The organism is Streptomyces sp. NPDC056479 (genome assembly GCF_042795335.1).
Taxonomy (GTDB): domain Bacteria; phylum Actinomycetota; class Actinomycetes; order Streptomycetales; family Streptomycetaceae; genus Streptomyces.
This window is the reverse complement of record NZ_JBHTRZ010000015.1, coordinates 40,911-57,759: the sequence shown is the minus strand read 5'-3', so window position 1 is coordinate 57,759 and position 16,849 is coordinate 40,911. Positions and strand designations below refer to the sequence as shown.

At 68.1% G+C, this 16,849-nt stretch carries 8 protein-coding genes and 1 pseudogene; 6 read left to right on the top strand and 3 right to left on the bottom strand.

Annotation, left to right across the window (positions count from 1 at the left end; all coding sequences use genetic code 11):
- Positions 1-1,041 precede the first annotated feature (1,041 nt).
- The 3 genes from ACFQ6S_RS41830 (at position 1,042) to ACFQ6S_RS41820 (ending at position 4,594) form a co-directional block, all read left to right on the top strand.
- A complete protein-coding gene (locus tag ACFQ6S_RS41830) occupies positions 1,042-1,902 on the top strand; it encodes a hypothetical protein (RefSeq protein WP_383421267.1) in 861 nt (286 codons plus the stop codon).
- The gene (locus ACFQ6S_RS41825; RefSeq protein WP_383421265.1) at positions 1,899-2,945 is read left to right on the top strand and encodes a hypothetical protein; all 1,047 of its coding nucleotides are present in this window, start codon (positions 1,899-1,901) and stop codon (positions 2,943-2,945) included. Before ACFQ6S_RS41830 ends, ACFQ6S_RS41825 begins: the two co-directional genes overlap by 4 nt.
- A 584-nt stretch (positions 2,946-3,529) precedes the next feature.
- Positions 3,530-4,594 (top strand): hypothetical protein, encoded by a 1,065-nt coding sequence (locus ACFQ6S_RS41820; protein ID WP_383421262.1) that lies wholly within the window; start codon positions 3,530-3,532, stop codon positions 4,592-4,594.
- A 233-nt stretch (positions 4,595-4,827) separates the two neighbouring features.
- Here ACFQ6S_RS41820 and ACFQ6S_RS41815 read toward each other — a convergent pair whose 3' ends face one another.
- Positions 4,828-8,667, bottom strand: a complete 3,840-nt coding sequence (locus tag ACFQ6S_RS41815) for a Pls/PosA family non-ribosomal peptide synthetase (RefSeq protein ID WP_383421259.1) — start codon at positions 8,665-8,667, stop codon at positions 4,828-4,830.
- Positions 8,668-10,119: 1,452 nt separating this feature from the next.
- On the opposite strand from ACFQ6S_RS41815, the gene ACFQ6S_RS41810 reads away from it, so the two are divergent.
- Positions 10,120-13,308: a tetratricopeptide repeat protein gene (locus tag ACFQ6S_RS41810; RefSeq protein ID WP_383421256.1), complete on the top strand. Its 3,189-nt coding sequence runs from the start codon at positions 10,120-10,122 to the stop codon at positions 13,306-13,308.
- Between the two features lie 43 nt (positions 13,309-13,351).
- Here the strand turns inward: ACFQ6S_RS41810 and ACFQ6S_RS41805 are convergent, their stop codons facing one another.
- Positions 13,352-13,771, bottom strand: coding sequence for a hypothetical protein (locus tag ACFQ6S_RS41805; RefSeq protein WP_383421253.1), 420 nt, complete (start codon positions 13,769-13,771; stop codon positions 13,352-13,354).
- Between the two features lie 317 nt (positions 13,772-14,088).
- Between ACFQ6S_RS41805 and ACFQ6S_RS41800 the strand changes: the two are divergent.
- Positions 14,089-14,232, top strand: a pseudogene (locus ACFQ6S_RS41800) (IS630 family transposase); the annotation flags it as partial.
- Between the two features lie 666 nt (positions 14,233-14,898).
- On the opposite strand, the gene ACFQ6S_RS41795 reads toward ACFQ6S_RS41800, so the two are convergent.
- Positions 14,899-15,552: a TetR/AcrR family transcriptional regulator gene (locus tag ACFQ6S_RS41795; protein ID WP_383421249.1), complete on the bottom strand. Its 654-nt coding sequence runs from the start codon at positions 15,550-15,552 to the stop codon at positions 14,899-14,901.
- Between the two features lie 131 nt (positions 15,553-15,683).
- Between ACFQ6S_RS41795 and ACFQ6S_RS41790 the strand changes: the two genes are divergently transcribed.
- Positions 15,684-16,658 carry an oxidoreductase gene (locus tag ACFQ6S_RS41790; RefSeq protein ID WP_383421246.1) on the top strand — a complete coding sequence of 325 codons (975 nt, stop codon included), beginning with the start codon at positions 15,684-15,686 and terminating at the stop codon, positions 16,656-16,658.
- Positions 16,659-16,849: the final 191 nt, after the last annotated feature.

Below are 16,849 nucleotides of genomic sequence, written 5' to 3'. Positions count from 1 at the left end.
TCTCGAAGAGGCCCTTGCCGGTCGCTGGCGGCAGTGGCGAAGCCGCGGCGTAGCCTGTTCCCGCACCAACGGGGCGGGAGATCCCGCAGCAGCTCGGTTGGGGTGGTCAGGTTGGCTCGGGCGGCGGCTCGGGTCAATGCGTCCCCGATGCCCTCGCCAGTGATGCGGCCGGTGGGGTCACCGATGGACCGGCCGTTGCAGTGCATCGGGTGGGCGATGCGGCCGTGCCGGTCTATGCGCAGGGAACAGCGGACTGATCGGCGGGCGGCCGCGGTCGAACAAACACTGACGCCAGGCGCGGAGCGCGCGATCCGGGCAGGTGGCCGGGTTGGAGCCATGCGGAACGCCGAGCGGGGCCGTCATGGTTGACCTTCGGTCGCCAGACGTCGATGGCCAGGCCCTCTTCGGCCTCCGCGACGTCGACCCAGTCCATCAGCTGCAGTTCGTGTCCTCCTACGACGTCGAGCAGGCTCCGGTACGTCTCGGCATCCGCAGCACCGGCGAATCAACGACCCGGGAGGCGCTGGCTTCGGAACGGTTTCAACAGGCCAGCCGGCGACAGCAAAGGGCGCCCATTTCCCGGCCGTTACATGGGAGGCCACGACGTCGTGAGGCGGGGCCGCCGGGATGCCGACAGCCCGCCTCTCTGGAGACCGCGCTGTCGATCGAACTTGTGAAGATCGATCCAACCAGGGAGGCTGCTGAGTACTGTGGCCCAGGTGAGTCGGCTGAGCAACGGGGGCTAGTCGGCACCGAGTTAGAGGGCTAGGCAAAGGCTGCGAGCACGCCGGATCGGTGCGCGGTGGTAGATCGTCGGCAAATGTAGCTGCGTCTGCAGGCATACCGACGCGGCAATAGACTCAACGACCCGGGACGGCCATGGGAAGACGGCAAACAGGATGGTCTTCGGTGCGCTGCGCCGTGGGCTCGGTGCTGGGCGGCACTGCGGTGTTCGTGTTCCTGTTGGCACCTACTGGTCAGACTCCGGTGCCGGCGGTGGAAACCGAAGCAGGGTTCCTTCCGGTCAACTACGCGGTGGCCATGAACGATTCGGCCAGCCTTGCGCCGGAGGACATGAACTCCAAGCGGACCGCGCTGAGCAATGTGTCCTCATCCTCGCAGGTCACGGATTTCGGCTTCGCCGCTACAAAGTCGGGCGACCAGCGGGTGGCGGACCCGATGTGCTCCTACACCACGCTGGACCCGGCGGGCCGTGAGGACGTCGGGAGGTGCGCCGACGAACTGCGCAGCCGCGACAAGGCCGAGGGCACCTACGTCGACGCCAGCGATGACAACCGCACGCACCGCCAGCCCCCGCTCGCGGCGCGGGGTACGACGGAGGGCGGAATCTGGGAGAAGTACTGGTGGACGTTCGTGCCCGGCGCCGTCGTGATCGCGCTGCTGGGTACCGTCGCCTGGGTACGAATGCGCAGGCGACGGCGGGACCCGTACAGGCTGGTGCTGCAGCTGGTCGCCGAGGACGGCACGGTCCTCAGCGAACACAGCGCCGGGCACGGCAACAACAAGCAGTGGTACGAGTTCGCCATCGCCGACGCCCTCCACAGCCCACGCATCGAGCGGCGCGCGCACGGCCCCTACGCCGTCCGGCGCAGCCGCGAGGGCGGAGCGGTGGTGCGCATGGACGGCAGCCGCATCCCGCTGCCCACCCACGGTCAGATCCAGCTGACCGACACGCTGAGCCTCGCGCTCGGCGAAACCCCCTCTCCTTGGCCCGGTGAGCGGGGTCGCCCAGCAGGCGGACTCCCCGGCCCGCCGGGGGCCACCGCCGCCTACGCCGACTTCGGTGACCTAGGGCCCACGGCCGCCGGCCATAGTCCGCCCGGCCCCAGTACCGGCTCCGACGACGACGAGTGGCCCGAGCCGACCAGTGAGTACCCGTGAGTGAGATCGCCAAAGGCGTGCTCGGCGGGGCCTGGGCATTGCTGGTGGGTTGGATCCTGCCAACCGCACTGAACCTGGCAGTGTTCCTGCTCGCTGTCGCCCCCAGCCTCCGTGACATCACGCTCCTGGAGCGGCTGCGCGGCGCGAGCGGTCTCACGGCCAGCCTGGTCCTCGTGACTGCCGCGCTCCTCCTCGGCCTCGTCGCCAATGCCTGCCAGAACGCGCTCTATCGGCTGTTGGAGGGCTACTTGCTGTGGCCGGCCCGAGCCTTCGAAGCGGGTTGCCGGCGTAGCCAGCGGAGGAAAGACTTCATCGCCGACCGGCTGACCGTGCTGCGCTTGGAGCGTCGCGAGAACGAGCAGGGCCCGCTGGGAGCCGAGGATGCGCAGCGGCTCACCCAATTGCTGTCCAACCCCGGCCTCGCCCGTGCCGCCGTCCGGGACCGGCGCCGCAGTGCTGCCCAACGTGCCCTGCTGCGAGAGCTGCTTGCCCGCTTCCCGATCTCTGACGACCAGATCGCTCCGACCCGGCTCGGCAACGCCATCCGCCGCTTCGAAGAGTACGGCTGGGACCGCTACCGGCTCGATACACAGCTACTGTGGAACGAACTCACGGGCTGCGCTCCGGACCAGGTCCGCCGCCAAAGCGAACTCGCCCGGGTCAGCGTCGACTTCTTCGTAGCCTTGCTATTCGGACACGTCGCCGTGGGTGCGGCCGCCACGCTCACCCTGCTGGGCAACCGACCGGACAAGCTGGTCCTGCTCAGCACAATCGTCGTGCTCGCTGCGCTCCTGCCGATTTGGTACCGGTCGGCGGTGGCCGCGACCGACGAGTGGGCAGCCGCCGTGCGCGCCCTGGTCAACACCGGCCGCAAGCCGCTCGCAGCCTCTCTCGGCCTCACCCTGCCGAAATCGTTGGCCGAAGAGCGCGACATGTGGACGATGATCTCGCGGCTGTCCCGCATCCCCTACCACCAGCGAGCGGAGGCCCTCGACCGCTATCGGGCAGAGCCCCCCACCGACCCGCCAGCAGCGGCAATCTAGGCTTGCCAATCGCTGCAGGTAGGCCAGACAGCAGCTGACCGGACTCACCAGAACGACGTCGGCCAAGCACACGGCGGCCGCTGCAGATCGGCAAGTGTGCTATGCCCGACCGCTATTGAGCGCTCCAATGCGAGGCCGGAGCGGACCGCCGACCAGTTCGGTGTACGTCCGGCTCGGGAGCGGGCCCAGGTGGTCGGGGTCAATGCCGTACACGCGGCCGCGCAGCAGCTACTCTTCGTCGCCGTTCATGCCGTCCAGCCGCCACTGACCAAAGACGGCCGCAAGGTCACCACCCCCTCACCCCGGGCAAGCGGCCCGGAAAGCCGGTAGCGCGGTCAGCCGAAGGCCAACATCGCCTCCACGCGGGCCCGCACGGTTTTCATGATCGTCCGGTACTTGGGGTCACTCTTTCGTTGGAGCGAGGGGCAGTTGAAGGTGGAGAACCTCGCAACGGATATTCGCCATTACGGCACAAATCCGGCTGTCTCCGGGATGATGTCGTCATGGGGGTACATCGGGACGCTGCGAAAGACTTCGCGTACTACGCGGATGCCTGGATTTGGCCTGATGACAGGGTCTCGCTGATGAAGACGATGCTCTTGTTTTTCCACGGCATTGCCCTGTCGCTACCCCAAGATCTCGCCGATCGTATGATCGACGGCAGTCCAGAGCTTGCTCAGCCACTGCTGGAACAGGGACTGCTCATCAACCTGGAGCCTGATGCGCATCTCCAGCCCGGCACTGCCTCTGCCCTGGCGCGCGACCTGCAGGCGGTCATCGAACGGTTTGACGGCCTTGATCGCCCCAGTCCAGATGGGTATGAAGATGTTGGCTTCTTCCACTGGGGCGGGATTCGCGCACGACTTGAGGCGGAAGAGCTAACCCGAACGATGGTTGATCGCGGCATCGCCATCCCCCTCAGCGTCAGCAGGGGGCACATTGCCAATGACCTGCACGGTGACGAGCGACTGTACGATGTGGATCCCGCGGTTCGACTGCTGATCCTGAATGCCTACTGCCAGGCTCTCCACAAGGACCTGCGTATGCAGTCCAACGTGATGCTTCAACCCGTAGTTGAGGGCGCTCCCGGGGCGGATGCCAGCGACACGCGGTGGCAGATGCGTCGATCCTTTGCCCACCTCTATGCAGCGGGTACCGCCGACCACGACGCTCGTGGCTACGACGACATCGGTATCGCTGATCGAGGACCTTTGCACGATGCGGTGCGTGTCGTCGCCTCAGATCTGCACGCGGTGTCTGTTGATCTTTCGGCAGTGCCGCTAGACGAAGTGCTGGGCTTCCGGACAGAGCACCACGATGACTTCCTCGCATACGCCCGAGGCCTGCGGGATTTACTCCGTCTCTCCGAGGACCTGAGCACGGATCAGTTCCTGGCAGAGTTGCATGTCCGGCAGGAGCACATCCGCGACGAGGCCGCCGCCCTCAAGAGCGCGGTGCGCAAAGCCTTCGGGAAGGCTGCCCTGGGGGCAGCATTGTCGATCGCCGGAGCCACCTGGACTGCCACAGAAGGCGATCTGGTGGGGGCACTGCTCGCAGCCGCCGGAGCAGGTGTGTCCATCACCCGGCCTCCGCGCCCAGTTACGACCTACTCCTACGTGCTGAAGGTCGACCGAGAGCTGGCTCGCTGACTGCGACACACAAACCCACGGCTCCGTTGCATTAAGTATGTTTGCCAGATCAGCTACGTGGTGATGGGTCAGCGGCTACACATTGAAGCGGAATATCCAGTGCACCGCGGCCACCAGCGGAAACGGCATACAGCGCGGCGCGATCCAGCATCGATCCAGCACGGTGACGGGTTGCCCCGTACGTCAGCCCCCGGCCCCGTCGTGGAGCGTCGCGTAGATCTCGCGGATCTCGGTCAAGAACTCGCCGGCGTGCTCGGAGCGATCGGGTTCCCCAACCACCGGGTCCTGGCCGGTACTCGCTCCCCGCGCATGACCAGGGACGCGGGCCCCACCACCGTGCCAGCCGCCAGCGAGGCACCGGGCAACGCGATGGAGTGCGGCCCCAGCGTGGCTCCCACGTCCACCCGGATCTGGTCCAGCTGCAACACCCGGTCGTGGAAGACGTGCGTCTGCACCACGCAACCGCGGTTGACCGAGGCTCCATCCCCGATACGGACCAGGTCGGTCTCGGGCAGCCAGTGGGTCTCGCACCACACGCCGCGGCCGATCCGGGCTCCGAGCGAGCGCAGCCACAGGTTGAGGAACGGCGTACCGAGCAGCAGCCGGCCGAGCCAGGGCATGGCCAGTTCCTCGACAAAGGTGTCATAGAGCTCGTTCCTCCAGACGAAAGAACTCCATAGTGGGTGGCGGCCTGTCCTGAACCGCCCCACCACAAGCCATTTCGCCGCAGTGGTGGCCAGACAGGCGAGTATGCCCGCGCACAGCAGCACCACTCCCGCCAGGGCCGCGGCCACCAGCAGCCCGTAGCGTACGGCGAGCACCTGAAGTGCTACTGCGACCAGGCTGCCGATGAAGGCCGTACCCATGATCGGTACAAGCCGGCACGCCTCCACGGCTGCCCGGGCGAGCACCAGTCTCCGCGGCGGCGCCCAGGTCCGTCCAGGATCCCCTTTCTCCCGTACCCGGGGCCATGAGAAGCCTGGTCTGCCCAGCCAGGACGATCCGGGTTCGGCATGCGCGGGGACATCTGAGAGCACCCCGACCAGGGCGTCTTGGGGAAGCTCCCGGCCCGGTCTCACGATCCCGGAGTTGCCGACGAAAGCACGCCGCCTGACGCAGGAAAAGCCCAGCCGGAGCCAGCCGCCACGCAGCTCGAACGGCGCCACCAGGGTGTTATCGGCAAGGAACGCCTGGTCGCCTACCCGCATCAGTGCCGGCAGCCCCAGCACGGTGGAAACCTCCGCCAGCCGCCCGACCCTGGCCCCGAGCAGTCGCAGCCACAACGGCGTCAGCAGGCCCGCGTAGAAAGGGAAGAGCGAGGTCCGGGCCATACCCATGAGCCGTGAGACCAACCAGGCGCACCAGGTGACCCTGCCACACGTGGGATGGTACCCGGGAGTCAGAACTCGGCCCGCGAGCCGCACCAGCACGACGGTCAGCGTCGCATAGCAGCCCATCGCCAGCAGGACGAGCAGCGGGGTCAGCAGCAGCAGGTCGAGCATGACGGCGCCGAGGCCATGTTCGTCGCCCACGAAGCGGTTCAGGACCAGCAGCGCCGGTAGGGAGGCCGCCAGTGGCAGCAGCCCCAGGGCCGACAAGGCCGCACTGTAGGCCAGTTCCCAGCGCCGCGAGCGTCGCCGGACCGGCTGCGGCCAGTCGTGGCCCGCCCGCGGGGCACCGGATATCCGCCGTGCCGGTGAGCCGTACCACCGCTCATCCGCAGGCACTTCGCCATCTACACAGCTGCCGGGTGCGACATCCGCCCCGCTGCCCACCTTGGCACCCGGCATCAGCATGCTGCGCGCGCCCACTCGGGCGCCGTCCCCGATCTCGACCCGGCCCAGATGGAGCACATCGCCGTCCAGCCACCAGCCGGCAGCGTCCGCCTCGGGCTCCAGAACACATCCGGAGCCGAAACGGGCCATCCCGGTCACCGGCGGCATGGCGTGCAGATCCACGCTCTGCCCCACCGCGCAGCCCAACGCCTTGGCATAGCGGGCAGCCCAGTGAGTGCCGAGCAGTGAGGCCATACCGAGTACGGTCCCCATTCGTTCAGCCGACCACAGCCGCAGGTGCACCGAGCCGCCACGGGGGTGCGTACCGGGTCGGAACCCGGCGGTGAGCAATCGGCCGACGGCCGCCCCGATCACGACGCGGCCGGGGGCGCTGAACAGAGCCAGCCAGCCCGCAGCGATCAGCCACCATGAGCTCCGTGGGGCCCAGGGCCGCGGACCGAGGAGATTGTCCAGCGCTGCCAGTACGACCAGCAGCCGTATCCCGACCACAGCGCACAGTACGGTCACCACCACGAGCTGCACCGCACCGGTCCAGCGGGGGGTGGGCAGGATCGTGCGCCCGAGCTCGCCGCCGACCTCCAGCTCATCCAGCCGTGCGGCGAGGTCCAACAGCCGGGGACACCGGTAGACATCGGTGACGGAAACCCCGGGGACGCGTTCGCGCAGTGTCGACACCAGCTGCGCGACGGACAGGCTGGTACCGCCGAGAGCGAAGAACTCGCTCTCCTCCTCCGGGCGGAGTCCGAGCAGGCTCTCCCAGAGGTCAGCCAGCCATCCAGCGGTGCCGGTCGGCCGTGGATCCGCCCCCATAGCGGTACCTGCTGACCTGGCATGCTGCTCAAGCAGCGGCCAGGGCAGGGCGTCACGGTCGACCTTGCCGGACGTGCCGGTGGGAAGACCGTCGACGACAGCCAACAGCGGCACCAGCGGCTGGGGCAGCCGGGCGAGCAGCAGGACCCGGGCGGCAGCGGTATCGAAGTACTGGCGGCCGTCCCCCTGCAGGACCAGGTATCCGACCAGGACTTGGCCGCCCGCCCGGGTGGCACGTATGGCGGCCGCGGCGGCACGTACCCCGGGCAGCGACTGGAGCGCGGCATCGATCTCGCCGAGTTCCACACGGCGGCCGGACAGCTTCACCTGCTCGTCCGCCCTCCCGACGTACACCAGTCCCAGAGGGTCGGCGCGAACCAGGTCGCCGCTGCGATAGGCGCGGAGGCTGCGTAGAAAGGGGTGCGGCTGAAACTTCTCGGCGTCCTTGGCAGGGTCCAGGTAACGGGCTGTCCCGACCCCGCCAATCACCAGCTCTCCGATCTCGCCCCAGGCCACGGGCTGGTTGTCCGGGCCCACGACGGCCAGTTCGCAGCCCGCCAACGGCACGCCGATGCGCACGGGCTGACCGGGGACCAGCCGCGCGGCACAGGCCACCACGGTGGTCTCCGTGGGACCGTAGGTGTTCCACAGCTCGCGCTCCGGAGCGGCGAGCCGGTCGACCAGTTCGGCGGGGCACACCTCTCCGCCCAGGACGAGCAGCCGCACTCCCGTGAGGCACTCGGCTGGCCACAGGGCGGCCAGGGTCGGAACAGTGGAGACCACAGTGACCCCGCGCTCCAGCAGCCACGGTCCCAGATCGGCACCGGCTCTGACCAGCGAGCGCGGCGCCGGAACCAGACAGGCGCCGTGGCGCCATGCGAGCCACATCTCCTCGCAGGAGGCATCGAAGGCGACGGACAGTCCGGCCAGCACCCGGTCCCCCGGCCCCAGCGGTCGGTGCCGGAGGAACAACTGTGCCTCGGCGTCCACAAAGGCAGCAGCCGAGCGGTGGGTCACGGCCACGCCCTTGGGACGGCCTGAGGTACCGGAGGTGAAAATGACCCAGGCGTCGTCGGCTGGCCGCGGCTCACACGCCTGGCCGCACGGCACGCGGCCGGGGACCAGACGGACGGTCCCGCTTTCGCCAATGACGGCGCAGACCTCCGCGTCAGCCCAGACGACCGCGGCACGCCGGTCCGGGTCCTCAGCGTCCACAGGGACATAGGACGCGCCCGCGCGGAGCACCGTGAGCACGGCGGTGTAGAGGTCCACGGTTCCGGACGGCACCTGGACTCCGACCCGGTCCCCCACGCCGACACCGAGCACAGCGAGGTCACGTGCCAGCAGGCCGGCCCGGTCCCACAGCTCGCGATAGCTGAGGACCACGCCGTCGGCGTCGAGCGCGGGTGCGTCGGGGTACCCCCATACGGACGCCTCCAGTATGTCGAGCAGGGTATGCGGGGGCATGGCTGGCGCGGCGGCCCAGACCGCGCCCAGCCAGTTCCGCTGGCGCTCCGGGGAGCCCTCCTTGCCGTACCCGTTGGCAGATTGAGATGGCCGTCCGCCCGGGCCGGGCCGCGGATATTCCCGTTGAGTCCAACCCGGCTCCTGAGGCGACTCGGTCATCCAGATTCCTTACGGCGGGGGCTCGATGCGCTCCACGAACACACGCAGCAGGCGCGGGGAGGATGCGGGACTCACGGGCGGAAAGGGCCAGGGGCGGCGCTGCACCGAGCGGGACGGCCCCCAGCCGCGCGGGCACTGCGGCGCGACAGTCCCTCTCAGGTCCAACGGCCCCATATGAACACACGCCTTTCGGGTCCGCATCCAGTGCGCGCGGAGATGGCGGGAGCATGTCCAGTCGGGTGGTGTAACTGGGGATGACCCTCAGCCCCACGCGCGTCCTGGGCAGGTGCATCGTTCGCTTCACGCCCAGCGAGTCTCCGTAGGTCACGAACCCACCGGTCCGACCAGCCCTCGTGTACAGGTCCTGCCAGGGACTTGAACCTGCGGCCAGGCGCATCGTCACCATTTCGCTGTGGTGATCGGACATAGGTCGAGCACCTGGTCTGCCTCGATGGGGCGCGGCAGATTCAGCAGGGCCGCCAACAAGGCTGGTTCGAGGCCCACCGCGGCTCGGGCTCGGGCACGTCTCCTGAGGTCGAGGTCTTCTCGTCGAGGGTCTGCCGGGTGGCACCACGGCGGGATCGGCTTCGCCAGGGCCGACGGCGGGTCCGTGCCGAACGCAGTCGTTGCGGGACTCTTGTGCGTGCGGTCAAGCCGCGTCCTCGTCCACATTCTGGAGACAGGGACACGCCGGAGCGCCACGTCCCTGCGCACGATCTAGACCAGGGATCAGCGTGAATCGGGTGGGAGGGCGCGCTTGAGGAAGTCGAGCCGCCTCACCTGGTCCTCGGCGCCGTGATGTGGACCTCGAATGGGACGAGTGGCCTGCAACACCAGCGCCCAGGTCGGTCAGGTTCCGGCAGCTCATGCAGCGCGTCCTCGACCCGGACCGCCAGGTCCACCTCGTACGGCATGCTCCCCCGTGCGCGTCGTCAGCGAGGCCAGCACCGTACGGGCCCAACCGGCAGTCGTGAGCTGGCCTGTCGACACCCCCCCATGCCGGGCTCCGAGCAACCCATGATTCCTGCCCTGTTGCGGTCGGTCAGCGCCGGAGAGGATGAGTGCCGGGTTTGGGGGCATATTTGGGGTGGGGGTGGTCGATATGCATGGTGTCGGGAAGGTGTTCAACGTCTCGTGCGCAGCGGACGGACGGGAGCGGACTTGAGCCGCGCCAGTCGCCCGATCAGGGACATCTGACTGTGCCCGGGGGACGCCATGTCCAACAGTGACCCGGGCCCGCGGCACGAAGCCTCTGGCGTGAATCAGTGGGCGTGGGCGCGGAAGGGTGGACACGTGCTGCAGGTCGGTGGCGACCTGCACGTGCACGACGGGGGCGGCGCACGGCGAGAGCTGCCCCTGCGTCCGGTGGACATGCTGCCGGCGGCACCGGAGTGCCTGGTGGGCCGTGAGGCACTGGTGGACGATCTGTTGCAGCTGCTTGAGTCGGCGCAAGGATCGGCTTCAGGTGCGGGGGCCGCAGTGGCAGTGGGGATGGCGGGGGTCGGAAAGAGCGCTTTGATCCTGCATGTGGCACACGAGGCAAGGCAACGCGCATGGTTCTCCGTCTGCCTGTTCGTGGCCCTGCACGGATACGTGCCGGGCGAGGCACTGACACCGGGACAGGCATTGGAGTCATTGCTTCGGGGTCTGGGCGTCGAAGGGGCTGAGATGCCGACGGGAGTCGACGATCGGGCGGCGCTGTACCAGGCCGTGCTGGGGCGCTTCGATGACGCGGGGGAACGCGTGCTCGTCGTCGTGGACGACGCTGCGGACGCCGGCGCCATACGTCGTCTGTTGCCCACCCGGCCGCAGCACCGGCTGCTGGCAACGTCGCGTGACCGCCTCGCGTCGCTGCCGGCCCGGCTGGTGAAGATACAGGTGCTGAGCGCGAGCAGCTCGACCTCGCTGGTCACCCGTGCACTGGCACAGGCTGATCCAGCGGACATGCGAGCGGTCAGCGAGGCACGAGCGCTTGCATCGACGGTCGAACGCTGCGGCTTTCTACCCCTGGCACTGCACATCGTCTCCGCTCTGCTTGTCGCCGATCCTGGGCTGCGGATGGAGACCATGGCCGCCGACCTTCGCGACATGACCCGGCGTCTGCGGGCGCTGCGCCATCAGGATGGCGAGGAGATCCTGGCAGTGGAGTCCGCGCTCGAACTCTCATACCGGCGGCTGGAGGCCGGTCCGGCGCAAGCCTTCCGCCGACTCGCACTGAATCCCGGGCCTGATGTGTCAACCGAGGCCGTGGCCGCCTTGACCCAGGTGGGCGAGCGTGAAGCCCGCGCTCACCTGGCCGCTCTGGCAGCGGGCAACCTGCTCGCCGAAGAACCGGTGGGCAGTAGCCGATGGCGCATGCACGACTTGGTGCGGGCGTACGTCATGGGCCTGACGTGCCTGGACGAGGTCGATGAGCGGGCCGACGCCTTCGGTCGGCTTGTGCGCCACTACACCGACTACGCCGAGGACGCGGACTCCTTTCTGCGCACCCTTGGCAACGCCGATGCGGACACGGACGCGGATGCGCCCACACGTTTCTCGGGACGCGTTGCGGCACTAGCGTGGCTGGATGCCGAACACCTCAATCTGGTGGCGATCCTCGGCGTGATCCACCCCGACGATCGGCGGCTCGACGCTGTATGGCTGGCAATGGCCTTGCGGGAGTATCTTCTGACGCAGCGTCACTTCGGTGATGCGGTCCGTGTGCTGGAGCCCATTGTGCCTCTCGCTCGCGCGGCGGGAGGAGTCGCCCAGGCCATAGTGCTCGATTCGCTCGGCAGCGCACTGCACGGACTGGGCCGCTCGGACGAAGCCGTTGATCTCCATGGGCAGGCGGCTACGCTCACGAGCGGCAGGCTGGAACGGGCGACGATCCTCAACAACCTCGGCAACGCTTTACTCGGAGCCCGACGGTTCGCCGAGGCCGCAGACGCCTACCGCCGTGCCGCAGATCTGGCGTCGACCGCAGGCGACTTGGCGTCCGAAGGCAGGGCACTGACCAATCTGGGCCGTGTCCTTGAAATGGCGGGCCTGCACACGGAGGCCGCCGATGTGCTGCGACGTGCCGTCGCGGTCCGCTCAGCAGCCGGCGATCACTACGGCGAGGCCCGGGCGATGGACACCCTGGGCAGCGTGCTGGCCCAGCTCGGGCAGTTGGCCGAAGCCGCCGAACTGTACACGCGGGCCGGTGCGTTCCTCGCGGACTACGGCGATCACGTCAGCCACGTCGTCAGTCTGCAAAACTTTGCCAACAGCCTGTGCGAAGCAGGACAAATACAGCAGGCCATCACCCTCTTCACACGCGCCGTGGAGATCATCACCGCACTCGACGAACCTGACCTCGAAAGCACGGTTCTCAGCAATCTCTCCAGAGCCCTGACCGCAGCAGGTCAGCACGCCGAGGCGATCGCTCGCGCCTCCGAGGCCGTAGAGAAGTCGCAAGGCCACAACTTGCCCGCTACGGAAGGTCGGGCCCTGCACCGGCTCGCCATCGCCCTTGACGGAGCGGGACAGACCGACAAGGCGATCGAAACGCTCGCCGCTGCCGCCGATCGCAGCACCTCATGCGCCGACCGCCACGGCGAGGGCATCGCACTGACCTTGAGAGGTTTCCTACTGGCTCAGGTCGGACGCATCCCCGAGGCCGTGGAGGCCGACGAGCGAGCGGTCGCCGCCCATGCCGCCTGCAACGACCATGCCGAGGAGGCCCGAACCCTGGTCAACCTCTCTCTCGCCCTGGAAGCACTGAACCGCGTCGACGACACGATCGACACGTACGCGCGGGCCGCACACGCCTTCGTCAGGGCAGGCGATCCTGCCGGCCAACAGGTTTCACTTCACATGTTGAGCACAGCACTGCAACAGCAACAGCGGTACGACGAGGCGATCGAAGTCAGGAAGCAAGCCGTCGAGGTGGCCACCTCGCTCGGCGATCAAGAAGATGTTCACCAGCAATGGATGGCGATCGGCTGCTGTCTGGACCAGCAACAGCGCTTTTCCGCTGCAGTCGACGCCTACCGGCAAGCCGTGAGTGCCGCCGACACAGCGGGCCCGACCATGACCACGAACAAGCTCGAAGCACTGAACAGTCTCGGGGTGGCCCTGCTGCGCACGTCACAACATGCAGCCGCCATCAAGGTTTTGAAGCAAGCGGTGACCGTCTCGGACCCAAAGGCGCGGGCGAACGCGCAGAACAATCTGGGAGTTGCGCAACAGACGGCGGGACACCACCGCGAAGCCATCGCCCTCCATCAGCGTGCGCATACCGCCTACCGGCGCCTGGGCGACCTGTCAGGACAAGGCAGCGCACTCAACAACCTCGGTCTCGCGCTGACGGCACAACAGCACTACGCCCAGGCCATGGACGCGTTCACCGAGGCCGCACGCCTGCATGCGATATGCGGCGATCTGACCGAAGCCACCCGGGCCCTCGTCAACCGGACGGCCGCGGAGGCGGCTTTCCGGGGCCAGTTGGAAAAGTGACATGCCCCCATACCCCTGCACCACAAGGCGCTGAGGCGTCGCCTCAGCCGCTCTGCCCAGGCGGCAGATGGACGTCGCCACCGATCTGAATGATGCTGCCGCTGTCGCTGACGGACGCATCCTGGCGTACATAGCGAGGCGGTGTGGGAGTCTCCCCCTGCAAGGGCACCCATTGGTCACCACCCACTTGGGTCACCTGTCCCCGGCCATGGACGCGGGCGTTCTGCACGACACTTCCGACAGCCGCCGACGGCTGACCGCTGGGGCTCCTGCCGATCCATGCCGCGCCCGCAGCGCAGACCGCGCCGGCCGCTGCAGTGGCGAACGCCGTGGCCACCGTCCAGTGATCGGTTCCTGTTCTGGGCAGCCAGCCGAAGAGCGACGTACCCGCCAGCCACAACACGCCGACAAAGGTCACGACGGCAGCAGACACAACCATCACCCAACGCATTCCCACCGACATAGCACCCCCTCATGCCGAATGCACACCCCCACCATGACATCGATCCACGCAGAAGCCGACATTCCACACCATGCGCACTCGGCAGCGGGCACTCTCGGCAGCTCTGCCGGGCCAAGATCAGTCAGCGCGTCCCCGGGAGAGGAACTTGCGGCCACAGGCCGCCGGCGCACGACAGCCGAGCCCCGGGCGCTCAGGTCGCCAACGCCGCCCGGTCCGCCTCCGACCCATCCGCTCAGAGGCCGCCGTGCGCCCGCCGTGGGGGCCAGTCTGCTCAGGCTGCATGCTTGATAAATTCGCCCTACCAGGCACATCCCGACGACCACCCGGTTCAGACTCAGGCCCTGCAGGCCTACCTGGGCTGGCGCAACGCCAACGCCCGCCACCGCGATGTCCTGGCCGCCGAACGCAAGGAACGCGCCCACATCCGCAGCGAGAAGGGCATCCGCTGGGGCGGAAGCCCCCCTCCAAGCAGCCTGAACGAGACCCGGCGGACCTATGCGCTCACAGCATTAGCCAGCCGAACTGACCAGGGTCTCGAAGCCTGAGCTATCGCAGTAGGACACTGCACGCCCCTCAGCCCCAACGTCGCCGCCAACCGCGTTGACGGTGTCATCGAGGATGTGGGCGCCACCGTGTTCCAGGTCTGCCCGGTCAAGCCTCCTTGAGGCCTCGATGACCGCTTGCCCTGCCGATTCGGTGTTATCGAGCTCGGGCGACTGGACACTCTGCCCGTCACTGGTATCGGCGTCTGCTTCGCTGGTTGTTGTGGCGTGCGCCGAATCTTGCCAGGACCCCAGCTTGGTGCAGTAATCCCGTTGCCACTCCTTGGCCTGCGCTGGATCGTCGGACGAACAACCACTCATCAGGACAGCCGCAACGACAACGGCCGCTCCTCGCCTGACTGCTCGCGTAATCCCACAGCTGTGCTGCATGGACATGCCCTCCCCGAAGCTGCCGACACAGAGCATGCATCACGAAGTGTCACCTTGCGCCGACCTCCACGGATCATCAGGACCGGATCGGCAAGGAGTAAGTCCACGGAAAGGGCGCCCGTTGGCCTGTGCGTGCCTACCGGTCTGGACGGCCTTTCGGCGGCACTGTACGCGTGGGGCGAACACACTGCCCTTTCATGCCCGACCTTCGTCCGCTTCGGCCGCCTTGGCGGCTACGGCGGAGCCCTGTGCCAGGGCGCCGGCACGGGCGGCGGCGAGCGTGATCCGCACGGCCTGGTCGGCGGTGCCCTCCCCGATCGGATCAGCACTGACCAACAACCGGAAGTAGATCGGTGCGGCCAGCGTTTTGAGCAACTCGACCGGATCGGTCTCCGCCGGGAGTTCGCCTCGCTCGATGGCGCGTGTGACCACGGGCCCGGCGCGCCGGAACCGGTCGGCGAAGACCCGCTGCCGCGCCTCGGCGATTTCCGGCAGCCGACCTGCGTCGGAGTACATCGCGGAGTGCACCGCCCTGCCCACCGGGCCCGTCATGCTCTGCGCGAGCGCCCGCGCGAGCGCCCGCAGGTCGGTCTCGATGGCGCCGGTGTCCGGGGTTGGGATGTCGGTGGCGAAGTGCTCGGAAAGCGCGTCCACGACCAGGCTCTCGCGATCCTTCCAGCGCCGGTAGACCGTCGTCTTGTGCACCCCGGCCCGCTGAGCCACGCCCTCGACGGTCAGCTCGGCATATCCCCGGTCCAGCAACTCGGCGAGGGTAGCCGCCCGCACCGCCGCCTGCGCCTTGCGGCCGCGTCCGACTGGGCGGGCAGGACCGGAGGACCCCAACTCCATTGCAACTCCTAGTTGCGCTAGTGGTCGATCGCGTGTCAGGCTCCAGCCTATCGCAACTAGAAGTTGCAGTGAGGCGGGTCCCGTCCAGCTGCGTAGCGGACACCTCAACCAATGAGCCGAGAAGGAAAGCCATGCCCAGCGCCTCCCATAACTGGACCCTCGACTCCATCCCCGACCAATCCGGCCGCCTGGCGGTGGTGACCGGCGCCAACAGCGGCATCGGCCAGGTCACAGCAGAGGCGCTCGCCCGCCGGGGCGCCCACGTCGTGCTGGCCTGCCGCAGTCCCCAACGGGGGCAGGCGGCCCTTGACCGGCTGCTCGCCCAGGCACCAGGCGCCCATGCCGAAGCGCGCCCCCTCGACCTGGCCAGCCTTGCCTCCATACGCGCCTTCGCCGACGGCTGGGACCATGACCGGCTCGATCTGCTGGTCAACAACGCCGGCGTGGCGATGGTGCCGTTTGCCCGGACCGCCGATGGCTTCGAGTCGCAGTTCGGGATCAACCACCTGGGCACCTTCGCCCTGACCGGGCTGATGCTGTCCCATCTGCTGGCCTCACCCGACCCGCGGGTAGTCACCGTCAGCAGCGAAGGCCAGCGGTTCGCCCGCTACGACCCGGACAACCTCAACGCCGAACGCCGCTATCGCGCCATGTTCGCCTACCTGCAGTCCAAGCGCGCCAACCTCTACTTCGCCACCGAACTGCAACGCCGCGCCGACGCGGCCGGCCTGAAGCTGCGCAGCGTGGCCGTCGCCCCCGGACTCACCCGCACCAACGTTCTCACCGGCGGCGCCAACGGCAACCGCGGTCGGCTCTATGGAGCGTTGATCCGGCTGCTGGTGCGCGCCGCCTTCCGCCCAACCCCCGAAGGCGCCAAGACCTCCCTGTACGCCGCGACCGTCCCCGACCTGCCGGGCGGAGCCTATGTCGTGCCCGACGGGCCGCTGCAGCTACGCGGCGAGCCCGTCCTGCGCAATCAGGAGCGCGCCATCCATGACACCGCCACCGCCCGCCGGCTGTGGAAGCTGTCTGAGAAGCTCACCGGCGTTCCCTTCCGGCTATCCGACGATGCCACATACACCGCCCACCCAGCCCAAGAGGCCTAGATGAGTGAGCCCGACGCTCCCACGGGTCATACACGATCAGAGATCGTTTGACCCTGGCGCCGATGTTCCATTCGTGCCAGATGCCGAATGTCAAGGCGAGAGGCATTGGCCGATTCGAGGGAACAAGCCGGCGGTTCTCCCGTCGCGCTGTCCACGTCACTCACTGAGTGCAGCAGGCCCGATGACCAAGA